The organism is Streptomyces sp. NPDC001219 (genome assembly GCF_053597915.1).
The window spans coordinates 1-22018 of the sequence record NZ_JBSFJF010000028.1 but is presented as its reverse complement, the minus strand read 5'-3'; the positions used below and the strand labels follow the sequence as shown (position 1 = coordinate 22018).

Below are 22018 nucleotides of genomic sequence, written 5' to 3'. Positions count from 1 at the left end.
ACTTCAGCAGGCAGGCCCAAGCCGTGGCCCCCTTTCCCGCAGGACACCCTGAGCCGGTGCCGGCGGGCTCCCGGGCATGCCGTCGAAGCTGCCGGAACACCTCCTAGGGGTTCTCTTAGAGTCACCGGCCGACGCGCTGATCGGCCGATCCACGCCCACAGAATGTGATCAGCGAATAGAGGATTCCAGCGTGGCGGCCGCCGGTGTGCGGCAGGCCGCCGGTCCGCCGAGCGGTCCGGGGAAGGGAGCTGAACTGTGAGCGAGGGAAAGCTCCGCGACTATCTGAAACGGGTGACAGCGGACCTCCACCGCACCGGCAAGCGTCTGCGGGACAAGGAGGCCCGCGAACGCGAGCCCATCGCGATCGTGGCCATGAGCTGCCGCTACCCCGGCGGAGTGCGCTCGCCGGAAGACCTCTGGCAGCTGGTCGCCGACGGCACCGACGGCATCACCCCCTTCCCGGAGGACCGCGGCTGGCACGTGGACTCCCTCTACCACCCGGACCCCGCTCACCCAGGCACCTGCTACACCCGGGAAGGCGGCTTCCTCCACGACGCCGCCGACTTCGACCCGGACTTCTTCGCCATGTCGCCCCGCGAGGCACTGGCGACCGACCCACAGCAGCGCCTGCTCCTCGAAACGTCCTGGGAGGCGTTCGAACGGGCAGGTCTGCGGCGGCAGGCCCTCAAGGGCAGCCCCACCGGGGTGTTCGTCGGCGTCATGTACAACGACTACGGCTCGCGGTTCACCGAGCCGCCCGCCGGCCTCGAAGGACACCTGGGCAACGGCAGCGCCGCCAGCATCGCCTCCGGCCGGATCGCCTACACCTTCGGCCTCGAAGGCCCGGCGGTGACCGTCGACACCGCCTGCTCCTCCTCACTGGTCGCCCTGCATCTGGCCTGCAACGCACTGCGCCAGGGCGAGTGCTCCCTCGCCCTCGCCGGCGGCGTGACGGTGATGTCCACCCCCGTCACCTTCCTGGAGTTCAGCCGCCAGCGCGGGCTGTCCGCCGACGGCCGCTGCAAGGCCTTCTCCGACGACTCCGACGGCACCGGCTGGGGCGAGGGCGCCGGCCTGCTCCTGCTCGAACGGCTCTCCGACGCCCGCCGCAACGGCCGTCGCATCCTCGGACTCGTACGGGGCACCGCCGTCAACCAGGACGGGGCGAGCAGCGGACTGACCGCCCCCAACGGACCGTCCCAGCAGCGGGTCATCCGCGCGGCGCTCACCGCCGCCGGGCTGACCGCGTCCGACGTGGACGCCGTGGAGGCGCACGGCACCGGCACCACCCTCGGCGACCCCATCGAGGCACAGGCGCTGCTCGCCACGTACGGCCAGGAACGGGAAGCCGGCCACCCGCTGTGGCTCGGCACGGTCAAGTCCAACATCGGCCACACCCAGGCAGCGGCCGGTGTCGCCGGAGTCATCAAGATGGTGCAGGCGATGCGGCACGGCGTGCTGCCCCGCACCCTGCACGCCGAGCGGCCCTCCACCCACGTCGACTGGAGCGAGGGCGAGGTCCGGCTGCTCGGCGACGCCGTCGACTGGCCCGACACCGACCGGCCACGGCGCGCCGGGGTCTCGGCCTTCGGGGTCAGCGGGACCAACGCCCACGCTGTGCTCGAACAGGCCCCGCCCGCCGAGACCGGCCCGGACGCGACGGAGCCCGCCCCTTCCGCCGAGCAGGACGCCGAGGCGCCGCGCCCCGCCACGCCGCTCCCGGTCGTGCCCTGGGTACTCTCCGCCCGCAGCGAACCGGCCCTCAGGGCGCAGGCGCATCAACTGCTTGCCCACATCGGTGAGTTGCCCGAGACCGTCGGCACCGTGGAGATCGCCGCCTCGCTCGCCACCACCCGTACCGCCTTCGAGGAACGCGCGGTGGTGCTGGGCGAGAACCGCGAGGAACTGCTGCAGCGCCTCACCAGGTTCGCGCAGGGGGACGACACCGCAGCCGTCCGGGGAACGGCGGGCCGCGGCAAGACGGCGTTCCTCTTCGCGGGCCAGGGAGCCCAGCGACTAGGGATGGGTCGTGAGCTCCACGCGGCGTTCCCCGTCTTCGCGGCGGCCTTCGACGAGATCTGCGCCCACCTCGACCCGGAGCTGCCCCAGCCGCTCGCGGATGTCGTCTTCGGCCGGGAAGCGGCCGCGCTGGACCGGACCGGCTACACCCAGCCCGCCCTGTTCGCCTTCGAGGTGGCACTCTTCCGGCTCGTCGCATCCTGGGGCCTGGCGCCCGACTTCGTGCTCGGCCACTCCATCGGGGAGCTGGCCGCCGCGCATGTCGCCGGTGTCCTCTCGCTGCCGGACGCCTGCCGGCTCGTGGCAGCGCGCGGCCGCCTGATGCAGGAACTGCCGCCCGGCGGCGCGATGTTCTCCCTCCGGGCCGCCGAGGACGAGGTGCTGCCGCTGCTGGCCGATACCGGTGAACGGCTGAGCATCGCCGCCGTCAACGGACCCCGGACGACCGTCGTGGCCGGCGACGAGGGCGCGCTCACCCGGCTCGTCCGGCACTTCGAGCAGCAGGGCGGCAAGGTCAGGCGACTCCGGGTCAGCCATGCCTTCCACTCCCCGCTGATGAGCCCCATGCTCGCCGAATTCCGTGCGGTGGCAGAGGGCGTGACGTTCCATCAGCCACAGTTCCCGGTCATCTCCAACGTGACCGGGGAGCCGGCCACCGACCTGGGGACCGCCGAGTACTGGGTGCGGCACGTACGCGAGGCCGTGCGGTTCGCGGACGGCATCCGGGCACTGGAGCAGCGCGGCGTCACCCGCTTCCTCGAAATCGGCCCCGACGCCACGCTCACCGCCCTGGCCCAGGGTTGCCTCGACGTGGACACCGGCCATCTTCTCGTCCCCGCTCTGCGCAAGGAGCGGGCCGAAACCCACAGCGTCCTCACCGCCCTGAGCGCGCTGCACACCCGCGGCGCGAGCCCCGACTGGGACCGGCTCTTCCCCGCCGCTGACCGTGTCGACCTGCCCACCTACGCCTTTCAGCGCGAGCGCTACTGGCTGGCCCCCGACGCGGCCACCGCGCACCGCAAGGGCGAACACCCCCTGCTGCCGACCGCCATCACACTGGCGGACCGCGGCGCCCTCGTCTCCACCGGACGCCTCACGCCCTCCGCACACCCCTGGCTCGCCGACCAGGCGGCCGACGGCATTGTCCAGCTCCCCACGAGCGCCTACCTCGACCTCGCCCTGCACCTCGGCGCGGTCGCCGGCTGCGAGCACCTCGCCGAACTCAGGGTGGACGCTCCCCTCGTCCTGCCCGAGCACTCCGCCGTCGAGATCCAGGTGGTACTCGACGCCGCCGTTGAACCGGGCGGGCAGCGCACCCTCACCGTGCACTCCCGCCCCGCCGACCGGCCGGACGACGAGACGCCGTGGACCCGGCACGCCCACGGCACGCTCACCGCGCAGTCGCCCCCACTCCCCGGCCACGACCTGCGGACCTGGCCGCCCGTCGACACCGACCCGCTCCGCACGGCGCGGGCGGACGACGCGGCCCCGCACGGCCACCCGTCCGGCGGGCCGGGAAGCGTCTGGCGACAGGGCGACACGGTGTTCACCGAGGCCGCACTGCCCGAGGAGTACCGCGGCGACGCGGCCCGGTTCGCCCTCCACCCGGCGCTGCTCGACGCCGTGCTCCAGGCACTCCCGGCGGCGGGGCACCCCGACGCCGTCGCCGTGTCCTGGCGTGACTGCGTGCTGCACGCGGTGGCCGCGGAATCGGTGCGCGCCCGCCTCGCGCCCGCGGCCGACGGCGGTCTGGACATCCACCTCACCGACGAACTCGGCGAGCCGGTCGCCTCGTTCGGCTCCGTCACCCCCGTACCCGCCACCGAGTTCGGACCGCCGCCGGGCCCCGACGGCCGCGACGATCTCTTCACCGTCGAGTGGACCGGGCTGCGGCCGCCCACCCCGCAGCAGCGGCCCTGCCGGATCGCCGTCCTCGGGGCGGAAGGGGCCGGCGCCGAAGCGGAAGGGACCGGGGCCGACGCAGAAGGGGCCGGAGCCGACGCGCACGAACCCGCGTTCCACGGTGAGCTGAACGCACTCGCCACGGCCGTGGAACAGGGCGCCGACGCCCCCGACCTGGTCGTCGTGCCCTGGCGGACCGCCGACGTGGCCCCGGTCGCCGAGTCCGATGAACCGGCTGACGCCGCCCACATCTCGGCCGTGCACGCCCTGACGCTGCTGCAGAACTGGCTCGCCCGGCCGGGCCTCGCCGACGCACGCCTGGTCTTCCTCACCCGGGGCGCCGTCGCCACCTCCCCGGACGAGACCGTCACGGACCTGCCCGCCGCCGCGGTATGGGGCCTGGTGCGCTCGGCGCAGTCGGAGAACCCCGACCGCTTCCTGCTGGTGGACGTGGACGCCCACGCCGACACCGACGGCGACGGCGATGCCCTGCCCACCGCCGTGGTCAGCGCGGCCGTGGAGTCGGGGGAGACGCAGCTCGCCGTCCGCGCCGCGCGCATCCTGGCCCCTCGTCTGACCCGGCTTCCCCAGCCTTCCCGGACCGCCGAGCACCCCACCGCCGCGGCCCGCTTCGACGCGTTCCGCACCGTCTTGGTAACCGGGGCCACCGGGACCGTGGGCGCCGCCGTGACCCGACACCTGGTGACCGGCCACGGCGTACGCCATCTGCTGCTCGTCGGACGGCGCGGGGACGCCGCACCTGGTGCCGTCCAACTGGCGGCCGAATTGCGTGAGTTGGGTGCCCGGGTGACTCTCGCCGCCTGCGACGTCGCCGACCGCGCGGCCCTCGTCGACCTGATTGCCACCCTCCCCGAAGCACACCCTCTGGGAGCGGTCGTGCACGCCGCCGGTGTGCTCGACGACGGGGTGATCTCCTCCCTGACCCCCGAGCGGATGGCCACCGTCCTGCGCCCCAAGGCCGATGCCGCGGTCAACCTCGACCGGCTCACCCGGGATTTCGATCTGTCGGCCTTCGTCCTGTTCTCCTCGGCGGCCGCCACCTTCGGCGGTCCCGGCCAGGGCAACTACGCCGCCGGTAACGCCTTTCTGGAAGCGCTCGCCCACCGCCGCCGCGCCGAGGGCCGCCCGGCCCTCGCCCTCGGCTGGGGCATGTGGGCGGAGCGCAGCGAGATGAGCGCCCGCCTCGACGAGACGGACCGGCGGCGGATGGACCGGGGCGGTGTCGGCGCGCTGTCCACCGAGGTGGCCCTCGCCCTGTTCGACCGCTGTCTGTCCCAGGGCCGGGCGGTACCCGTCCCGGTGCCGCTCGATGTCGCCGCGATCCGCAGGAGCGGCCCCGCGGTTGCCCCCCTGCTCCGGGAACTCGCCGGCCGTCCCGCCAAGCGGACCGCGGCCCCGGCGCTCGGACGGGGCGCGGGCGCCGGGACCCCGGCGGCCCGGGAACTGGCCGCCCTGGCACCGGAAGAGCGCCACGCCCAGGTCCTCGACCTCGTACGCGCCGAGATCGCCACCGTCCTCGGCCACAGCTCGGCGGGCCGGGTCGACGCCGACCGGGCCTTCGAGGATCTCGGCCTGGACTCCCTGACCGCCCTCGAACTGCGCAACGCGCTCGGCCGCCGGACCGGACTCCGGCTGCCGGCCACCCTGGTCTTCGACCACCCCACGCCCTCGGCCGTCGCCACCTACCTGCTGGCCGAACTGCTCGGCGATACAAAGGAGTTGACCGCATCAGGTACCGACGCCACGACAGCCGGTGAGCCCGTCGCCATCGTGGCGATGAGCTGCCGTTTCCCGGGCGGCATCCGGACACCGGACGCGTTCTGGGAGTTCCTGGCCGCCGGCGGCGACGCCATCGGGGAGTTCCCCGAAGACCGTGGCTGGGACACCGCGGCACTGTACGACCCCGACCCCGAGCACGAGGGAACCACGTACACCCGCCGGGGCGGCTTCCTCACCGAAGTCGACCGCTTCGACGCCGGATTCTTCGGTGTCTCGCCCCGCGAGGCCCTCGCCATGGACCCGCAGCAGCGCATCCTGCTGGAGGTCTGCTGGGAGGCGTTCGAGCGGGCCGGGATCGACCCGCACTCCCTGCGCGGCAGCCGTACGGGCGTCTACGCCGGCACCAACGGGCAGGACTACACCACCGTCCTGGGCAACGCCGCCGAGGCCGTGGACGGATACCTGGGAACGGGCAACGCGGCGAGCGTGGTCTCCGGCCGGATCGCCTACTCCTTCGGCCTCGAAGGCCCGGCCGTCACCGTCGACACGGCATGCTCCTCCTCGCTCGTCGCCCTGCACTGGGCCGTACGCGCCCTCCAGTCGGGGGAGTGCTCGCTCGCCCTGGCGGGCGGTGTCACCGTGATGTCGACCCCTGCCGCGTTCCTGGAGTTCAGCCGCCAGCGCGGGCTGTCCGCCGACGGCCGCTGCAAGGCCTTCGCCGACGGTGCCGACGGCACCGGCTGGGGCGAGGGTGCCGGGATGCTGCTGGTCGAGCGGCTGTCCGACGCCCGGCGCAACGGACACCCGGTACTGGCCGTCGTCCGCGGCAGCGCCATCAACTCCGACGGCGCGAGCAACGGCCTCACGGCGCCCAACGGCCCCTCCCAGCAACGGGTGATCAGGGCGGCGCTCGCCGACGCCCGGCTCACGGCCGGTGAGGTCGACGCCGTCGAGGCACATGGCACCGGCACCACCCTCGGCGACCCGATCGAGGCACAGGCGCTGCTCGCCACCTACGGCCAGCAGCGCCCCGCTGACCGGCCGCTCCGGCTCGGGTCGGTGAAGTCCAACATCGGACACACCCAGGCCGCGTCCGGCGTGGCCGGGGTGATCAAAATGGTGCAGGCCATACGCCATGGCCTGCTGCCGCGGACGCTGCACATCGATGCGCCCTCGTCCCACGTCGACTGGGCCGAAGGCGCCGTGGAACTCCTGGCCGCCCCCCTCCCGTGGCCCGATCACGGCCGCCCCCGCAGAGCCGGGGTCTCCTCCTTCGGCTTCAGCGGCACCAACGCGCACCTCATCCTCGAACAGGCCACCCCGGAACTCGCACCGGCCACCCCGGAACCGGCCGGGCCCGCCGCACCGGCGGACGGCGCGCAGCCGGACACACCGGCCGCCGCCGGCACCACCGCGCTGCCGGTCGTCTGGCCGCTGTCCGCCCGCAGCCCCGAGGCGCTCCGCGCCCTGGCCACGGCCCTGCACACCCACGCCGAACGCCACGAGGAGCTGCCCGTCGCGGCCGTCGGCCACGCCCTGGCCACCACCCGCGCCTCCTTCGAGCACCGTGCGGTCGTCCACGGCACCGACCGCGCCACCCTGCTCTCCGCCCTCGGCGGACTGGCCTCCGGCGAGGAGCCGGCAACCGGAGCCGCCCACGGCGTGGTCCGTCCCGGCGCACCCACTGCCTTCCTGTTCACCGGGCAGGGCGCACAACGGTCCGGAATGGGGCGGGAGTTGTACGAGGCCTTCCCGGTGTTCGCCCAGGCCCTCGACGAGGTCTGCGAGCACTTCGCCGACTCTCTCGGCCGACCGCTGCGCGACGTCATGTTCCACGACACCGACGGTCTGCTCCACCGGACGGAGTACACCCAGCCCGCCCTGTTCGCCATGGAGACCGCCCTCCACCGCCTCGGCGAAAGGGCCGGTCTGCGCGCCGACTACCTGCTGGGCCACTCCATCGGCGAGGTGACCGCCGCGCACCTCGCCGGGGTGTTCTCCCTGCCCGACGCCTGCGCGCTGGTCGCCGCCCGCGGCCGGCTCATGCAGGAACTCCCGGAGACCGGCGCCATGGTCGCCGTCCAGGCGACGGAGGCCGAGGTGCTGCCGCTGCTCGACGGACTCGGCCAGCAGGTGTGCATCGCCGCCGTCAACGGCCCCGGCTCCGTCGTGCTCTCCGGCGACCGTCCCGCGGTGAGCCGGATCGCCGAACGGCTGGCCGCCGACGGCCGCAGGACCAAGCAGCTCCGGGTCAGCCATGCCTTCCACTCACCGCACATGGACCCGATGCTCGACGCGTTCCGCACGGTCGCCGAGGGGCTCACCTACCACGAGCCGCGCATCCCCGTGGTGTCCAACCTGACCGGCGAGGTCGCCACCGCACTGCACCTCCCCGACTACTGGGTACGTCAGGCGCGGGGCGCCGTCCGTTTCCACGACGGCGTCCGCGCACTCGCCGAGCAGGGCGTACAGCGCTACGTCGAACTCGGCCCCGACGGCACCCTCTCCGCCATGGCAGCCGGCTGCCTGCCCCCCGACTCCACCGGCACGGCCGTCATCCCGCTGCTCCGCGACCGGACGTCCGAGTCCCGCTCGCTGCTCGACGGCCTCGCCCGCGCCCAGGTCCACGGCGCGGACCTCGACTGGTCCGCCGTCGCCAACGCCCGCCCTGGACGCACGGCCGTCACCGACCTGCCCACCTACCCCTTCCAGCGACAGCGCTACTGGCCGACCCCGCGGGCCCTCGCCACCGCGGGCGTCAGCCCGGCCGGCCACCCGCTGCTGAGCGCGACCGTCGAACTCGCCGACGGCAGCCACCTGTTCACCGGCCGGCTCTCGGTACGCGACCAGCCGTGGCTCGCCGACCACGCTCTCGCGGGCACCGCTGTCGTCCCCGGTACGGCCTTCCTCGAACTCGCCCTCCTGGCGGGCGACCGGGCCGACTGCCCCCACGTCGAGGACCTGACCCTGGTCAGTCCTCTCGTACTCGCCGAGCGGGACCCGATGGACCTGCAGGCGGCCCTCGGCGCCGACGACGGCCAGGGCCGCCGGCCCTTCACCGTCCATGCCCGCCACGTCGACCCGGCTCCCGGAGAGCCCTGGACCCTGCACGCCACCGGTACCCTCTCCGCCGCCCACCCGGAGCCCACGGCACCGGCCCCGTCGGCCTGGCCGCCCGCCGGCTCCGAGCCGCTCCCGGTCGAGGACCTCTATGAGCGACTGAGCGCGGGCGGGTTCGACTACGGACCGCTCTTCCAGGGACTGCGTGCCGCCTGGCGCCACGGCGACCAGGTACTCGCCGAGGTGACCCTGCCCCAGCCCGCACACCAGGACGCGGACCGCTTCGCGCTCCACCCGGCGCTGCTCGACGCCGCTCTGCACGCGTCCGCGTTCCTGCCGACGGAGGACACCGAGAGCGGACGGCTGCCCTTTTCCTGGCGTGGGGTGCAGCTCCACGCCACCGGGGCGACGCAGCTGCGGGTCCGCTGCGACCTGTCCGCACCCGGCACCGTGGCCCTCACCCTCGCCGACGCCGAAGGCCGGCCCGTCGCCGACATCGCGTCACTGACGCTGCGCGAGATGTCCACCGACCACCTCGCGCTCTCCGCCCGGCCCTCCGATCCCCTCTACCACCTGGACTGGCCCGTGGCCCCGACGCCCACGACGCCGCCCGAGGAGCCGGCCCGCCTCCACGTCCTGGACAGCGAGGCCCTCGCCGGCGGCCTGGACGGCGCGGGCCGGACCGTGACCCGGCTGACCGGTCCGTCCGCTCTCCACGAGACCACCGGCACCGTCCTCGTGGAACTCCCCGCCACCGACCCGCACGAGGCGGCGACCGGCGCACTCGCACTGGTCCAGCGATGGCTGACGGACCCGCCCGCCGCGGCCCGCCTCGTCTTCGTCACCCGGGGAGCCGTCGACGCCCCCGGCACCACCCACCACGACGCCGCGGCTGCCCCCATCTGGGGCCTGGTGCGCTCGGCGCAGTCCGAGCACCCCGGCCGGTTCGTCCTCGCCGACCTCGACGGCCAGGACACCTCGTACGCCGCACTGCCCGCCGCACTGGCCACGAACGAGCCCCAGTTCGCCGTCCGCGGCGGCACCGTGCACCTGCCCAGGGTCGCCCCCGTCCACGACGGCACCGCGTTGCGCGAGCCCGTCGACGGCACCTGCTGGCGCCTCGGCATGACCGGCAAGGGCACCCTCGACCACCTCACCCTCATGCCCCACGACGACGCCACACGACCGCTGGGACGAGGCGAAGTGCGCCTCGCGGTGCGGGCGGCCGGGGTGAACTTCCGCGATGTGCTGAACGTGCTCGGCATGTACCCGGGAGATGCCGGAGCGTTCGGCCTGGAGGGGGCGGGCGTGGTGACGGAGGCCGGTCCGGGCGTCCTTGGACTGGCGCCGGGGGACCGGGTGATGGGGTTGTTCCCCCAGTCCTTCGGCCCCCTCGCGGTGGCTGATGAGCGGATGGTGGTCCGGGTTCCGGAGGGCTGGTCGTTCGCGCAGGCGGCGTCGGTTCCGGTGGTGTTCCTGACGGCGTATTTCGCGTTGGTGGAGCTGGGCGGTCTCCAGGCAGGTGAATCCGTGCTGGTGCATGCCGGTGCGGGTGGTGTGGGGATGGCCGCGGTGCAGTTGGCGCGTCATGTGGGGGCGGAGGTGTTCGCCACTGCTAGTCCGGGGAAGTGGGGGGCGCTTCGGGCTCTGGGGCTGGATGAGGCGCATATCGCTTCGTCGCGTGATCTGGACTTCGAGGGGGCGTTCCTGGCGGCGAGTGGTGGCCGGGGCGTGGATGTGGTGCTGGATTCGCTGGCGGGAGAGTTCGTGGATGCGTCGCTGCGGTTGTTGCCGCGGGGTGGGCGCTTTCTGGAGATGGGCAAGACGGATGTCCGTGACCCGGGGGAGGTGGCGGCGGGCCACGAGGGTGTGCGCTATCAGGCCTTCGATCTGATCGAGGCGGGCCCTGACCGGATCGGGGAGATGTTCGCGCAGGTGCGGGAGTTGTTCGAGGGGGGTGTGCTGGAGCCGTTGCCGGTGACGGCGTGGGATGTGCGGAAGGCTCCTGAGGCGTTCCGGTTCCTGAGTCAGGCGCGGCATGTGGGCAAGGTCGTGCTGACGATGCCCGTTCCGCTGGATGCGGAGGGGACGGTGCTGGTCACGGGTGGGACGGGTGGCCTGGGGGCGTTGGTGGCCCGGCACCTGGTCGCCGAGCACGGCGTACGTCATCTCCTGCTGGCGAGTCGTCGGGGTCCGCAGGCTCCGGGGGCGGATGCCTTGGTGGAGGAGCTGGCGGGGCTGGGTGCCGAGGTCGAGGTCGTGGCGTGTGATGTGTCCGACCGCGAGGCACTGAGCGGGCTGCTGGACTCGGCGCCGAAGGAGCACCCCCTCACCGCCGTCGTGCACACCGCAGGCGTACTCGACGACACCGTCGTCACCTCGCTCACCCCGCAGCGGCTGTCCGCGGTCCTGCGCCCCAAGGCCGATGCCACGGTCCATCTGCATGAACTCACCCGTGACGAGGACCTGGCGGCGTTCCTCGTCTTCTCCTCGACCGCCGGTGTGTTCGGCGCGCCGGGACAGGCCAACTACGCGGCCGCCAACGCCTTCTGCGACACCTTCGCCGCCGAGCGCCGGGCCGCCGGGCTGCCCGCGACCTCGCTCGCCTGGGGGCCGTGGTCCCGGTCAACGGGCATGACCAGCGGACTCACTGAAGCCGACCTGCAGCGCATGGCACGCGCCGGCCTGCCCGCCCTGCCTCCCGAGCGCGGGCTCGCCCTCCACGACGCGGCGCTCGGCCGGCCCGAGGCAGCCCTGCTGCCGATGCTGGTCGACCGCCGCGCCCTGGGCTCGGGCGGGCCCGTACCACCGCTGCTGAGCGGCCTCCTGCCGACCGCACCTCGCCGGACGGTGGCCGCGGCTGCGGCGGCACCCGCCGGAGCGGGCTCCGCCGAGACACTGACCCGCACGCTCGCCACTCTGACCCGCGACGAGGCGCACCATGCCGTACTCGACGTGGTGTGCGCCCAGGTCGCCGCGGTACTCGGTCATGCCTCCGCGGCCGAGGTCGGTGACCAGCAGTCGTTCAAGGACCTCGGCTTCGACTCGCTGACCGCGGTGGAGCTGCGCAACCGGCTCGGTACCGCGACCGGCGCCCTGCTGCCCGCCACGCTCGTCTTCGACCACCCCACTCCGCTGGCCCTCGCCGACCACCTGTGCGCGGAGCTGGCCCCCGGTCATCCCGCGGGGCAGGCCGCCGTACCGGAGGACGACGCAGCGGTACGGGAGGCCCTGGCCGCCATCCCCGTCGAACGCCTGCGGGCGGCCGGACTGCTCGATGACCTGCTGGCGCTGGCAGAGGCGACGACGTCCGGCACCGGCCGCGAGGGCCGCGTCGACTCCGCCCCCGCCCCGGACGCCCTCGAAAGCATGGAAGTCGACGACCTTGTGCGCCTCGCGTTCGGCGCAGCGGACGGCTGAGCACCGCCGTCCCGACGCACCCACCTGACGAAGCCGGAATGATGGAGAGCTGACCAATGGCCACGTCCGCGGATCAGATCGTCGAAGCCCTCCGGGCCTCGCTGCGGGAGAACGACCGGCTGCGCAAACAGAATCAGCAGCTGGTCGACGCCGCCGGTGAACCCCTCGCCATCGTCGCCATGAGCTGCCGCTTCCCGGGCGGTGTGCAGACTCCCGAGGAGTACTGGCAGCTGCTCGCCGGGGGCGTCGACGCGCTGTCGGAGTTCCCCGCCGACCGCGGGTGGGACCTGAGCGCACTCGATGTGGCCGCCACCCGTGGCGGTTTCGTCCACACCGCCGACGCGTTCGACCCGCAGTTCTTCGGTATGAGCCCGCGCGAGGCACTGGCCACCGACCCGCAGCAGCGGCTCCTGCTGGAGGTGTCCTGGGAGGCGCTGGAGCGGGCGGGCATCGACCCGACGACGCTGCGCGGCAGCAGCACGGCCGTCTTCGCGGGCTGCAGCAATCAGGAGTACGGCGCCGGGCTGCGCGGCAACGTCCCCGAGGGCGTCGCAGGGCACATCCTCACCGGCACCACCGGAAGCGTCGTCTCGGGCCGGGTCGCCTACGCCCTCGGCCTCGAAGGCCCCGCCGTCACCGTCGACACCGCCTGCTCGTCCTCGCTGGTCACGCTGCACCTCGCCGCGCAGTCCCTCCGGGCGGGCGAATGCGACCTCGCCCTTGCCGGCGGGGTCGCGATCATGTCCACTCCCGCCGCCTTCGTCGAGTTCGACCGGCAGGGCGGACTCGCCGGCGACGGCCGCTGCAAGCCGTTCTCCGACGACGCCGACGGCACCGGCTGGGGCGAGGGCGCCGGGATGCTGCTGGTCGAACGGCTCTCCGACGCCCGCCGCAACGGCCACCCGGTGCTCGCCCTGCTCCGCGGCAGCGCCCTCAACCAGGACGGTGCCTCCAACGGCCTCACCGCCCCCAACGGCCCCGCCCAGCAACGGGTGATCCGCTCCGCGCTCACCGGCGCCGGGCTGACCGCCGCCGACGTGGACGCCGTCGAGGCACATGGCACCGGTACGACGCTGGGTGACCCGATCGAGGCACAGGCGCTGCTCGCGACGTACGGTCAGGATCGCGACGCCGACCGGCCGTTGTGGCTGGGGTCGGTGAAGTCCAACATCGGGCACACCCAGGCGGCCGCGGGAGTGGCCGGCGTGATCAAGATGGTGCTGGCGCTCCGGCACGGCGTCCTGCCGCAGAGCCTGCACACCGCCCGGCCCTCCACCCACGTGGACTGGTCGGCGGGCCACGTCCGGCTGCTGACCGAGCCCGTGACCTGGCCGGATGCTGCCCGGCCGCGCCGCGCCGCCGTCTCGTCGTTCAGCATCAGCGGCACCAACGCGCACACCATCCTGGAACAGGCCCCGGAGGCCCCGGCTCCCTCCCCGGACGACCCGGAACCGGCCGCGGCGGGCCGGGAACAGGCCGCCGAAGCAGCCCCGCACCACACCGCGGCCCGCCTTCCGCACCTCCCGTGGGTGCTCTCCGCCCGCAGCGCGGAAGCCCTGCGGGCACAGGCCGGCCGTCTGTTGACCCACCTGGAGGCCCACCCCGACACGGACCCGCGGGATCTGGCCTACTCGCTCGCCACCTCCCGGTCCGCCTTCGAGCACCGTGCGGTCCTGCTCGGCACCGGCCCCGCCGAACTGCACCGCAAGCTGGCCGCACTCGCCGAGGAGGGACCCGACGCCGCAGGTGCGCTCACCGGCTCCCCCCTCCGCGGCAAGACCGCGTTCCTGTTCACCGGGCAGGGCGCCCAGCGCCTCGGCATGGGCCGCGAGCTGTACGACACGTTCCCGGCCTTCGCCGAGGCCTTCGACGCCGCCTGCGCACACCTCGACCCGGAGCTCGAACTGCCGCTGCGCGCCACCGTCTTCGGCGACGACCCGGCACAGCTGGACCGCACCGGCAACACCCAGCCCGCCCTCTTCGCCTTCGAGGTGGCCCTCTTCCGGCTGCTGACCTCGTGGGGCATCCAGCCCGACGTCGTGATGGGCCACTCGATCGGCGAACTGGCCGCCGCACACTGCGCCGGCGTGCTGTCCCTCCCGGACGCCTGCCGGCTGGTGGCGGCCCGCGGCCGGCTGATGCAGGCACTCCCGCCCGGCGGAGCCATGGCCTCCCTCCAGGCGACCGAAGCCGAGGTGCGGCCGCTGCTGACGGACACCGCGGACCGGGTGGGCATCGCCGCGGTCAACGGCCCCGAGGCCACCGTCATCGCCGGCGACGAAGCCACCGTGGACACCCTCGCCGGACACTTCAGGGACCTGGGACGCAAGGTCTCCCGACTGCGGGTCAGCCACGCCTTCCACTCGCCGCTCATGGACCCGATGCTGGCGGACCTGCGCACCACCGCCCGCGACCTCACCTACCGGCAGCCGCGGACCCCCGTCATCTCCAATGTCACCGGCCGCCTCGCCACCCCCGACGAACTGTGCAGCCCCGACTACTGGGTGCGCCACGCCCGCCAGGCCGTACGCTTCGCCGACGGCGTCCGGGCCCTCGCCGAACGCCACGTCACCCGGCTCGTCGAACTCGGCCCCGACGGCACCCTCACCGCGCTGGCCGCGGCCTGCCTCCCTGACGGCGACCGGCTGCTGGCCCCCCTCCTCCGCAAGGACACCCCCGAGGCCCAAAGCCTGCTCACCGCGGTCGGCGGACTCCATCTCTCCGGCGCCCCCCTCGACTGGGCCGCCCTGCTGCCCGGCGCGCGCCGCGTCGACCTCCCCACCTACGCGTTCCAGCGCACCCGCTACTGGCTCAACGCCACACCCCCCGACGACGCGCCCGGCAGCCGGCCGGCCGACTCCGCGTTCTGGACCGCCGTCGAGCAGCAGAACCTGCCCGAACTCGCCGACAGCCTCAGCCTCGACCGCTCCCTCCTCGAACCGGTCGTCCCCGCACTCGCGGCCTTCCACCGCGACCAGCAACAGCACTCCACCGCCCGGACCTGGCGGTACACCGAGCACTGGGAGCCGGTCGAGCCGCACGCCACCACGACCGCACCGGCCCACTGGCTGCTCGTCGTCCCCGCCGAGGGCCCGGAGGACCACCAGCCCGTCGCCGACGCCCTCACCACCGCACTCGCCCGGCACGGCGCGACCGTCACCACCCTGAACCTGCCCCCGGACGCCGACCACCTCGCACAACGCATCGAGGAGGCCCGCGACCGGGACCGCGACGCGGACCGCGCCCCGGACGAGATCAACGTCCTCTCCCTCCTCGGCCTGGGCACCGCCCGCGACACCCACCACCCCGAGACCCCCGCCGCCCTCGCCCTGACCGGTGCGCTCCTCCAGGCAGTGCTCGGCGCCGACGCCCCCGTACGGCTGTGGAGCGCGACCCGCGGCGCCGTCAGCATCGGCCGCTCCGACCCGCTCAGCGCCCCCGGTCAGGCCACTCTCTGGGGCCTCGGCCGCACCGCGGCCATCGAACACCCCGACCACTGGACCGGCCTCGTCGACCTGCCGGAACAGCTCGACGACCGCGCCCTGGACCGCCTGTGCGCGGTACTCCACAGCCCCGGCCACGACACCGGGAACGGCAAGGAGTTCGCCCTCCGCACCTCCGGCCTCTTCGCCCGCCGGCTGGTCCGGGCCCCCCACCCCGAGCAGCCCAGCGGATCGACCGCCTGGGCCCCGGCCGGCACCACCCTGATCACCGGAGGCACCGGCACCATCGGCTCCGCCCTCGCCCGCCGACTGGCCCGCGAAGGCGCCGAACATCTGCTGCTCATCAGCAGGCGGGGCCCCGACGCCCCGGGCGCCCAGGACCTCGTCGCCGAACTCGCCACCCACGGCACCCGCTCCACCCTCGCCGCCTGCGATCCCGCAGACCGCGACGCACTGGCCCAGCTCCTCGCCTCACTCCCCGAAGATCAGCCGCTGACCAGCGTCTTCCACACCGCAGGCGTCCTCGACGACGGCACCCTCGCCACCATGGACGCCGAGCGGTTCGCCACCGCCCTGCGCCCCAAGACCGAGGCCGCCGCCAACCTCCACGAACTGACCCGCGCACACAACCTGACCGCGTTCGTCCTCTTCTCCTCCCTCGCGGGCACCCTCGGCGCGGCCGGACAGGCCAACTACGCGGCGGCCAACGCCGGCCTGGACGCCCTCGCCCAGCACCGCCGCGCCCACGGCCTGCCCGCGACCAGCATCGCCTGGGGCCCCTGGGCACACGACGGCATGGCCGCCGACCCCACCCTGCGCGCGAAGCTCAGCCGCGCCGGCCTGCCGCCCATGGAGCCGGAAACCGCACTCGTCGCGCTGCAGCAGGCACTCGACCACGGCGAGACCCACCTCGTCATCGCCGACATCGACTGGGACACCTTCCCCGCGGGCCGCAACGCGCTCTTCGGCAAACTGTCCGAAGCCGCCGGCCGGAACCCCGGCCAGGACACCGGGGCCGAAGGCGTCCGCAGCCTCCTCGCCGCCCTGCGCACCCCCGCCGAACAGGAACAACACCTGCTCCGCCTGGTACGTCGGACCACCGCCACCGTGCTGGGATACCCGGGCTCCGAAGACGTCGGGACAACCCGCACCTTCCAGGAACTCGGCACCGACTCCCTCACCGCGGTCGAACTCCGCAACACCCTCTCCGCGGCCGTCTCGCTGCCCCTGTCCCCGACACTCGTCTTCGACCATCCGACGCCGCTGGCACTGGCGCGTCATCTGCGCACCGAACTCCTGGGAGACCTCGGGGAGCAGCACACCGCCGCACTCGCGCACCCCGTAGCGGCGGACGGGGAACCGATCGCCATCGTGGGCATGGCCTGCCGCTACCCCGGGGACGTACGGTCCCCGGAGGACCTCTGGAAGCTGATCGCCGACGGCGGCGACGCCATCACGCCCTTCCCCGAGGACCGCGGCTGGAACCTCGACGCCGTCTACGACCCCGACTCCGGCTGCCCGGGCACCAGTTATGTGCGCGAGGGCGGATTCGTCCGCGGCGCCGGCGATTTCGACCCCGGCTTCTTCGGGATCTCACCACGCGAGGCACTGGCCATGGACCCCCAGCAGCGGATGCTGCTGGAGATCTCCTGGGAAGCCGTGGAACGGGCCGGCATCGCCCCCCTGTCGCTACGGGGCAGCCGCAGCGGACTCTTCGTGGGCTGCGGCTACCAGGGCTACGGGTCGGGCGCCGGCGACATGCCCGACGACCTCCTGGGCCATCTGCTCACCGGCAGCTCCGGCGCGGTGGTGTCGGGCCGGGTGGCGTATGCGCTGGGCCTGGAAGGGCCCGCCCTGACCGTGGACACGGCATGCTCGTCGTCGCTGGTCGCCCTGCATCTGGCGGTGCAGTCCCTGCGCTCGGGCGACTGCGACCTCGCCCTCGCCGGCGGAGTGACCGTGATGTCCACACCGGGTGCGTTCATCGAGTTCAGCCGGCAGCGGGGCCTTGCCGCGGACGCCCGCTGCAAGGCGTTCGCGGAGGCCGCGGACGGCACCAGCTGGGGCGAGGGCGCCGGCATGGTGCTGGTGGAACGCCTCTCGGATGCCCGGCGCAACGGCCACCGCGTGCTGGCCGTCGTACGCGGCAGCGCCGTGAACCAGGACGGTGCGTCGAACGGCCTGACGGCACCGAACGGCCCCTCCCAGCAGCGGGTGATCCGGCAGGCACTGGCCGGCGCGGGGCTGTCGCCGTCGGACGTGGACGCGGTCGAGGGCCACGGTACGGGCACCAGGCTGGGCGATCCGATCGAGGCACAGGCACTCCTGGCCACCTACGGCCAGGACCGCGACGCGGACCGCCCGCTGTGGCTGGGTTCGGTGAAGTCCAACATCGGGCACACCCAGGTGGCAGCGGGTGTCGCGGGCGTCATCAAAATGGTGGAGGCCTTCCGGCACGGAGTCCTGCCCCGGACGCTGTACGCGGACGAGCCGTCCTCCCATGTGGACTGGTCGGCAGGCCACGTCCGGCTGCTCACCGATGACGTGCGGTGGCCGGAGGGAGACCGGCCCCGCCGGGCAGGTGTGTCGTCCTTCGGCCTGAGCGGCACCAACGCACATGTCATCCTCGAACAGCCCCCTGCCGACGAACCGCAGGACGCGCCCTCCCCGACACCCGCACCGTCCCTCGTGCCCTGGGTCCTGTCCGGACGCAGCGAGGCGGCCCTGAGGGCGCAGGCCGCGCGCCTGTCGGCGCATCTCACGGACCGGCCCGAACTGGACCCGCTGGACGTGGGACGGTCGCTCGCCACCACCCGGTCGCCGTTCGAACACCGGGCCGTCGTCCTCGGCGAGGACAGGGAAACCCTGCTCGACCGCTTGAACGCGCTCGGCCGCGGCGAACCGCAGGGAAACATCGTCGCAGGCCTGGCCACCTCCGAAGGCGGCCTCGCCTTTCTGTTCACCGGCCAGGGCGCCCAACGCGCGGGAATGGGCCAGGAGTTGTACGAGGACTTCCCGGTGTTCGCGGAGGCCTTCGATGCGGTGTGCGCCCACTTCGACGGTGAGCTGACGTCGCCCCTGCGGAGTGTGGTCTTCGCCGCCGACGGAGCCGCAGAGGAGGACAGGGCGGCGGACGCGGCGGCAGACGCGGCGGCGCTGCACCGGACGGAGTTCACACAGCCGGCGCTGTTCGCCGTTGAGGTGGCGTTGTTCCGGCTGGTGGAGTCCTTCGGTGTCCGGCCGGACTACCTGGTGGGCCACTCCATCGGCGAGTTGGCGGCCGCCCATGTGGCGGGCGTCCTGACGCTGGAGGACGCCTGCCGTCTGGTGGCGGCACGCGGCCGGCTGATGCAGGCGTTGCCGCCGGGCGGCGCGATGGTGTCGCTCCAGGCCACCGAGGCCGAGGTGGTGCCGCTGCTGGCAGGTCACGAGCAGCGGGTGAGCATTGCCGCCGTGAACGGCCCGCAGGCAGTGGTGATCTCCGGCGAGGAGACCGCCGTCGCGGACCTCGCCGGGCATTTCGAGTCCGAGGGCCGCAAGGTGAAGTGGCTCCAGGTCAGCCATGCCTTCCACTCCCCGCTGATGGAGCCGATGCTCGACGCGTTCCGGACGGTCGCGGAGAGCGTCACGTACGAGGAACCCCGCATCCCGGTGGTCTCGAACGTCACCGGCGAACTCGCCACGGCAACGGAACTGACCTCACCCGACTACTGGGTACGGCATGTCCGCGGCGCCGTCCGCTTCGCCGACGGCATCCGGTGGCTGGAGGAGCACGAAGTCACGCGGTTCCTGGAGATCGGGCCGGACGGCACCCTGACCGCCATGGCGCAGGGATGCCTCGACGGTCACGCGGACCACCTCCTCGTGCCCGCCCTCCGCAAGGACCGCCCGGAGGTGACGGGACTCCTCACCGCCCTCGGCCACGCCCATGCCCGCGGAGTCACCGTCGACTGGGCCACCCTCTTCACCGGCACCGGCACCGGCACCGGCACCGGCGCCCACCACACGGATCTGCCCACCTACGCCTTCCAACACCAGCGCTACTGGCTCGGGCTGGGCCACACCAACGCCACGAACCTCGGTTCGGCGGGGTTGCAGGCGGCCGAACATCCACTGCTCGCGGCCACCATGACGCTTGCCGACTCGCACTCCGTCGTCTTCACCGGACGGCTCACCGCGCAGGACCACCCGTGGCTGGCGGATCACGTCGTCGACGGCTCCCTCCTCGTGCCCGGAACGGCCTTCCTGGAACTCGCACTCCGCGCCGCCGACCAGGCCGGATGCGACCACATCGAGTCGTTGACCGTCGAAGCCCCCCTGGTTCTCCCGGCACACGAAGCCGTCCAGCTGCAGATGCGCATCCAGGAGCCGGACCTCCACGGCGCCCGCGCACTCACCCTCCACTCCTGCCGGATCGGGAGCACCGGTGTCGCGGAGGAACCATGGGTCCGGCACGCCACCGGCGTGCTCGGAGCGGGCCGGCACCGCGAGACCTTCGACTTCGCCGTGTGGCCCCCGGAAGGAGCCCGGCCCGTCCCGACCGACGGTCTCTACGAGGCCTTCGCCGACGCCGGGATCGCCTATGGTCCGGCCTTCCGCGGGCTGCGCGCCGTATGGCGGCGTGACGGTGACCTCTTCGCCACGGTGGAGATCCCCGAAGCGGCGGAGGCCTCGTCCTTCGGGCTGCACCCCGCACTGCTGGACACCGTCCTCCACGCGCTGGCACTCGAAGCGGACCAGACCGCCGACCTCGGACAGCAGCCGCTCTCCTGGCAGAACGTGAAGCTGTATGCCCTGGGAGCCACCGTGCTCCGGGCACGAATATCGACGAGCGCGGGCGGCGAGGTGTCGCTCCAACTGGCGGACGCCGTAGGACAACCGGTGGCGGAGATCGCCTCCCTCACCCGCCAGCCGATGACGCCGGAACTGTTCAGCCGCGCCCGGCAGGGCGGCACCCACTCCGACGCGCTGTACCGGGTCGACTGGACCCCGGCGCCCGAGACCGCCGCGGAACCCGTCGACCTCGTCGACCTCCACGACCTTGGCGACCTCCACGACCTCGGCGCCGCACCGGGCGATGACCTGCCGGCGTTCGTCGCGCTGCGGCTCGACACCGCCACCGATGAGTCCGCCGCGACTCCGGCGGCCGCGCGCGCAGCGGCGCACCGCGCCCTGGCCTGCATACAGCAATGGACGGAATCCGACCACCGCTCCGCCACCCGCCTCGTGGTGGTGACCCGGAACGCCGTCCCGGCGGAACTCCAGCACCCCGACCCCGCACAGGCCACGGTCTGGGGCCTCGTCCGCGCCGCACGCGTCGAGCACCCCGACCGCTTCGTGCTGGTGGATGTGGACGGCACGGAAGCCTCGCTGGCGGCACTGCCGACTGCCCTGGCCACGGGAGAGCCCGAACTCGCCCTGAGGAACGGCACGGCCCATCTGCCGAGGCTGAGCATGAACATCCGGCGGGACGAGCTGACGGTGCCGTGCCTGCCGCAGGACGGTTGGTGCCTTGAGAACGCCGCCGAGGGCACGCTGGAGAGCCTGCGCCTGGTGCGGCGGCCCGAGGCAGCGGACGAGCTGGAGGCCGGCCAGGTACGCATCGCTGTGCGGGCGGCCGGGGTGAACTTCCGCGATGTGCTGAACGTGCTCGGCAGGTACCCGGGCGACGCCGGGCCCTTGGGCATCGAGGGCGCCGGGGTGGTGACCGAGGTCGGTCCGGGAGTGACCGGGTTCGCTCCGGGGGACCGGGTGATGGGGTTGTTCCCGTCTGCGTTCGGTCCGGTGGCGGTGGCTGATGAGCGGATGGTGGTCCGGGTTCCGGAGGGCTGGTCGTTCGCGCAGGCGGCGTCGGTTCCGGTGGTGTTCCTGACGGCGTATTTCGCGCTGGTGGAGCTGGGTGGTCTCCAGGCAGGTGAATCCGTGTTGGTGCATGCCGGTGCGGGTGGTGTGGGGATGGCCGCGGTGCAGTTGGCGCGGCATTTGGGTGCGGAGGTGTTCGCCACTGCGAGTCCGGGGAAGTGGGGGACGCTTCGGGCTCTGGGGCTGGATGAGGCGCATATCGCTTCGTCGCGTGATCTGGACTTCGAGGGGGCGTTCCTGGCGGCGAGTGGTGGCCGGGGCGTGGATGTGGTGCTGGATTCGCTGGCGGGGGAGTTCGTGGATGCCTCGTTGCGGTTGTTGCCGCGGGGTGGGCGTTTCCTGGAGATGGGCAAGACGGATGTCCGTGAGCCGGGGGAGGTGGCGGCGGAGCATGAGGGCGTGCGCTACCAGGCGTTCGATGTTTTTGACGCCGGTCCCGAGCGAATCGGGGAGATGCTGACCGCACTTGTCGGTCTCTTCGAGGGGGGTGTGCTGGAGCCGTTGCCGGTGACGGCGTGGGATGTGCGGAAGGCTCCTGAGGCGTTCCGGTTCCTGAGTCAGGCGCGGCATGT

At 73.4% G+C, this 22018-nt stretch carries 2 protein-coding genes and 1 pseudogene; all 3 read left to right on the top strand.

The features are described 5' to 3' along the window. Positions 1-255: 255 nt before the first annotated feature. On the top strand, positions 256-12141 hold the full coding sequence (locus ACWC9R_RS19740; protein WP_450733144.1) for an SDR family NAD(P)-dependent oxidoreductase: 11886 nt from the start codon (positions 256-258) through the stop codon (positions 12139-12141). A 56-nt stretch (positions 12142-12197) separates the two neighbouring features. After that, positions 12198-12251, top strand: a pseudogene (locus ACWC9R_RS19735) (polyketide synthase docking domain-containing protein); the annotation flags it as partial. Positions 12252-12344: 93 nt separating this feature from the next. After that, positions 12345-22018 (top strand): type I polyketide synthase (locus ACWC9R_RS19730; protein ID WP_450733220.1); only part of this gene is annotated, 9674 nt, incomplete at its 3' end.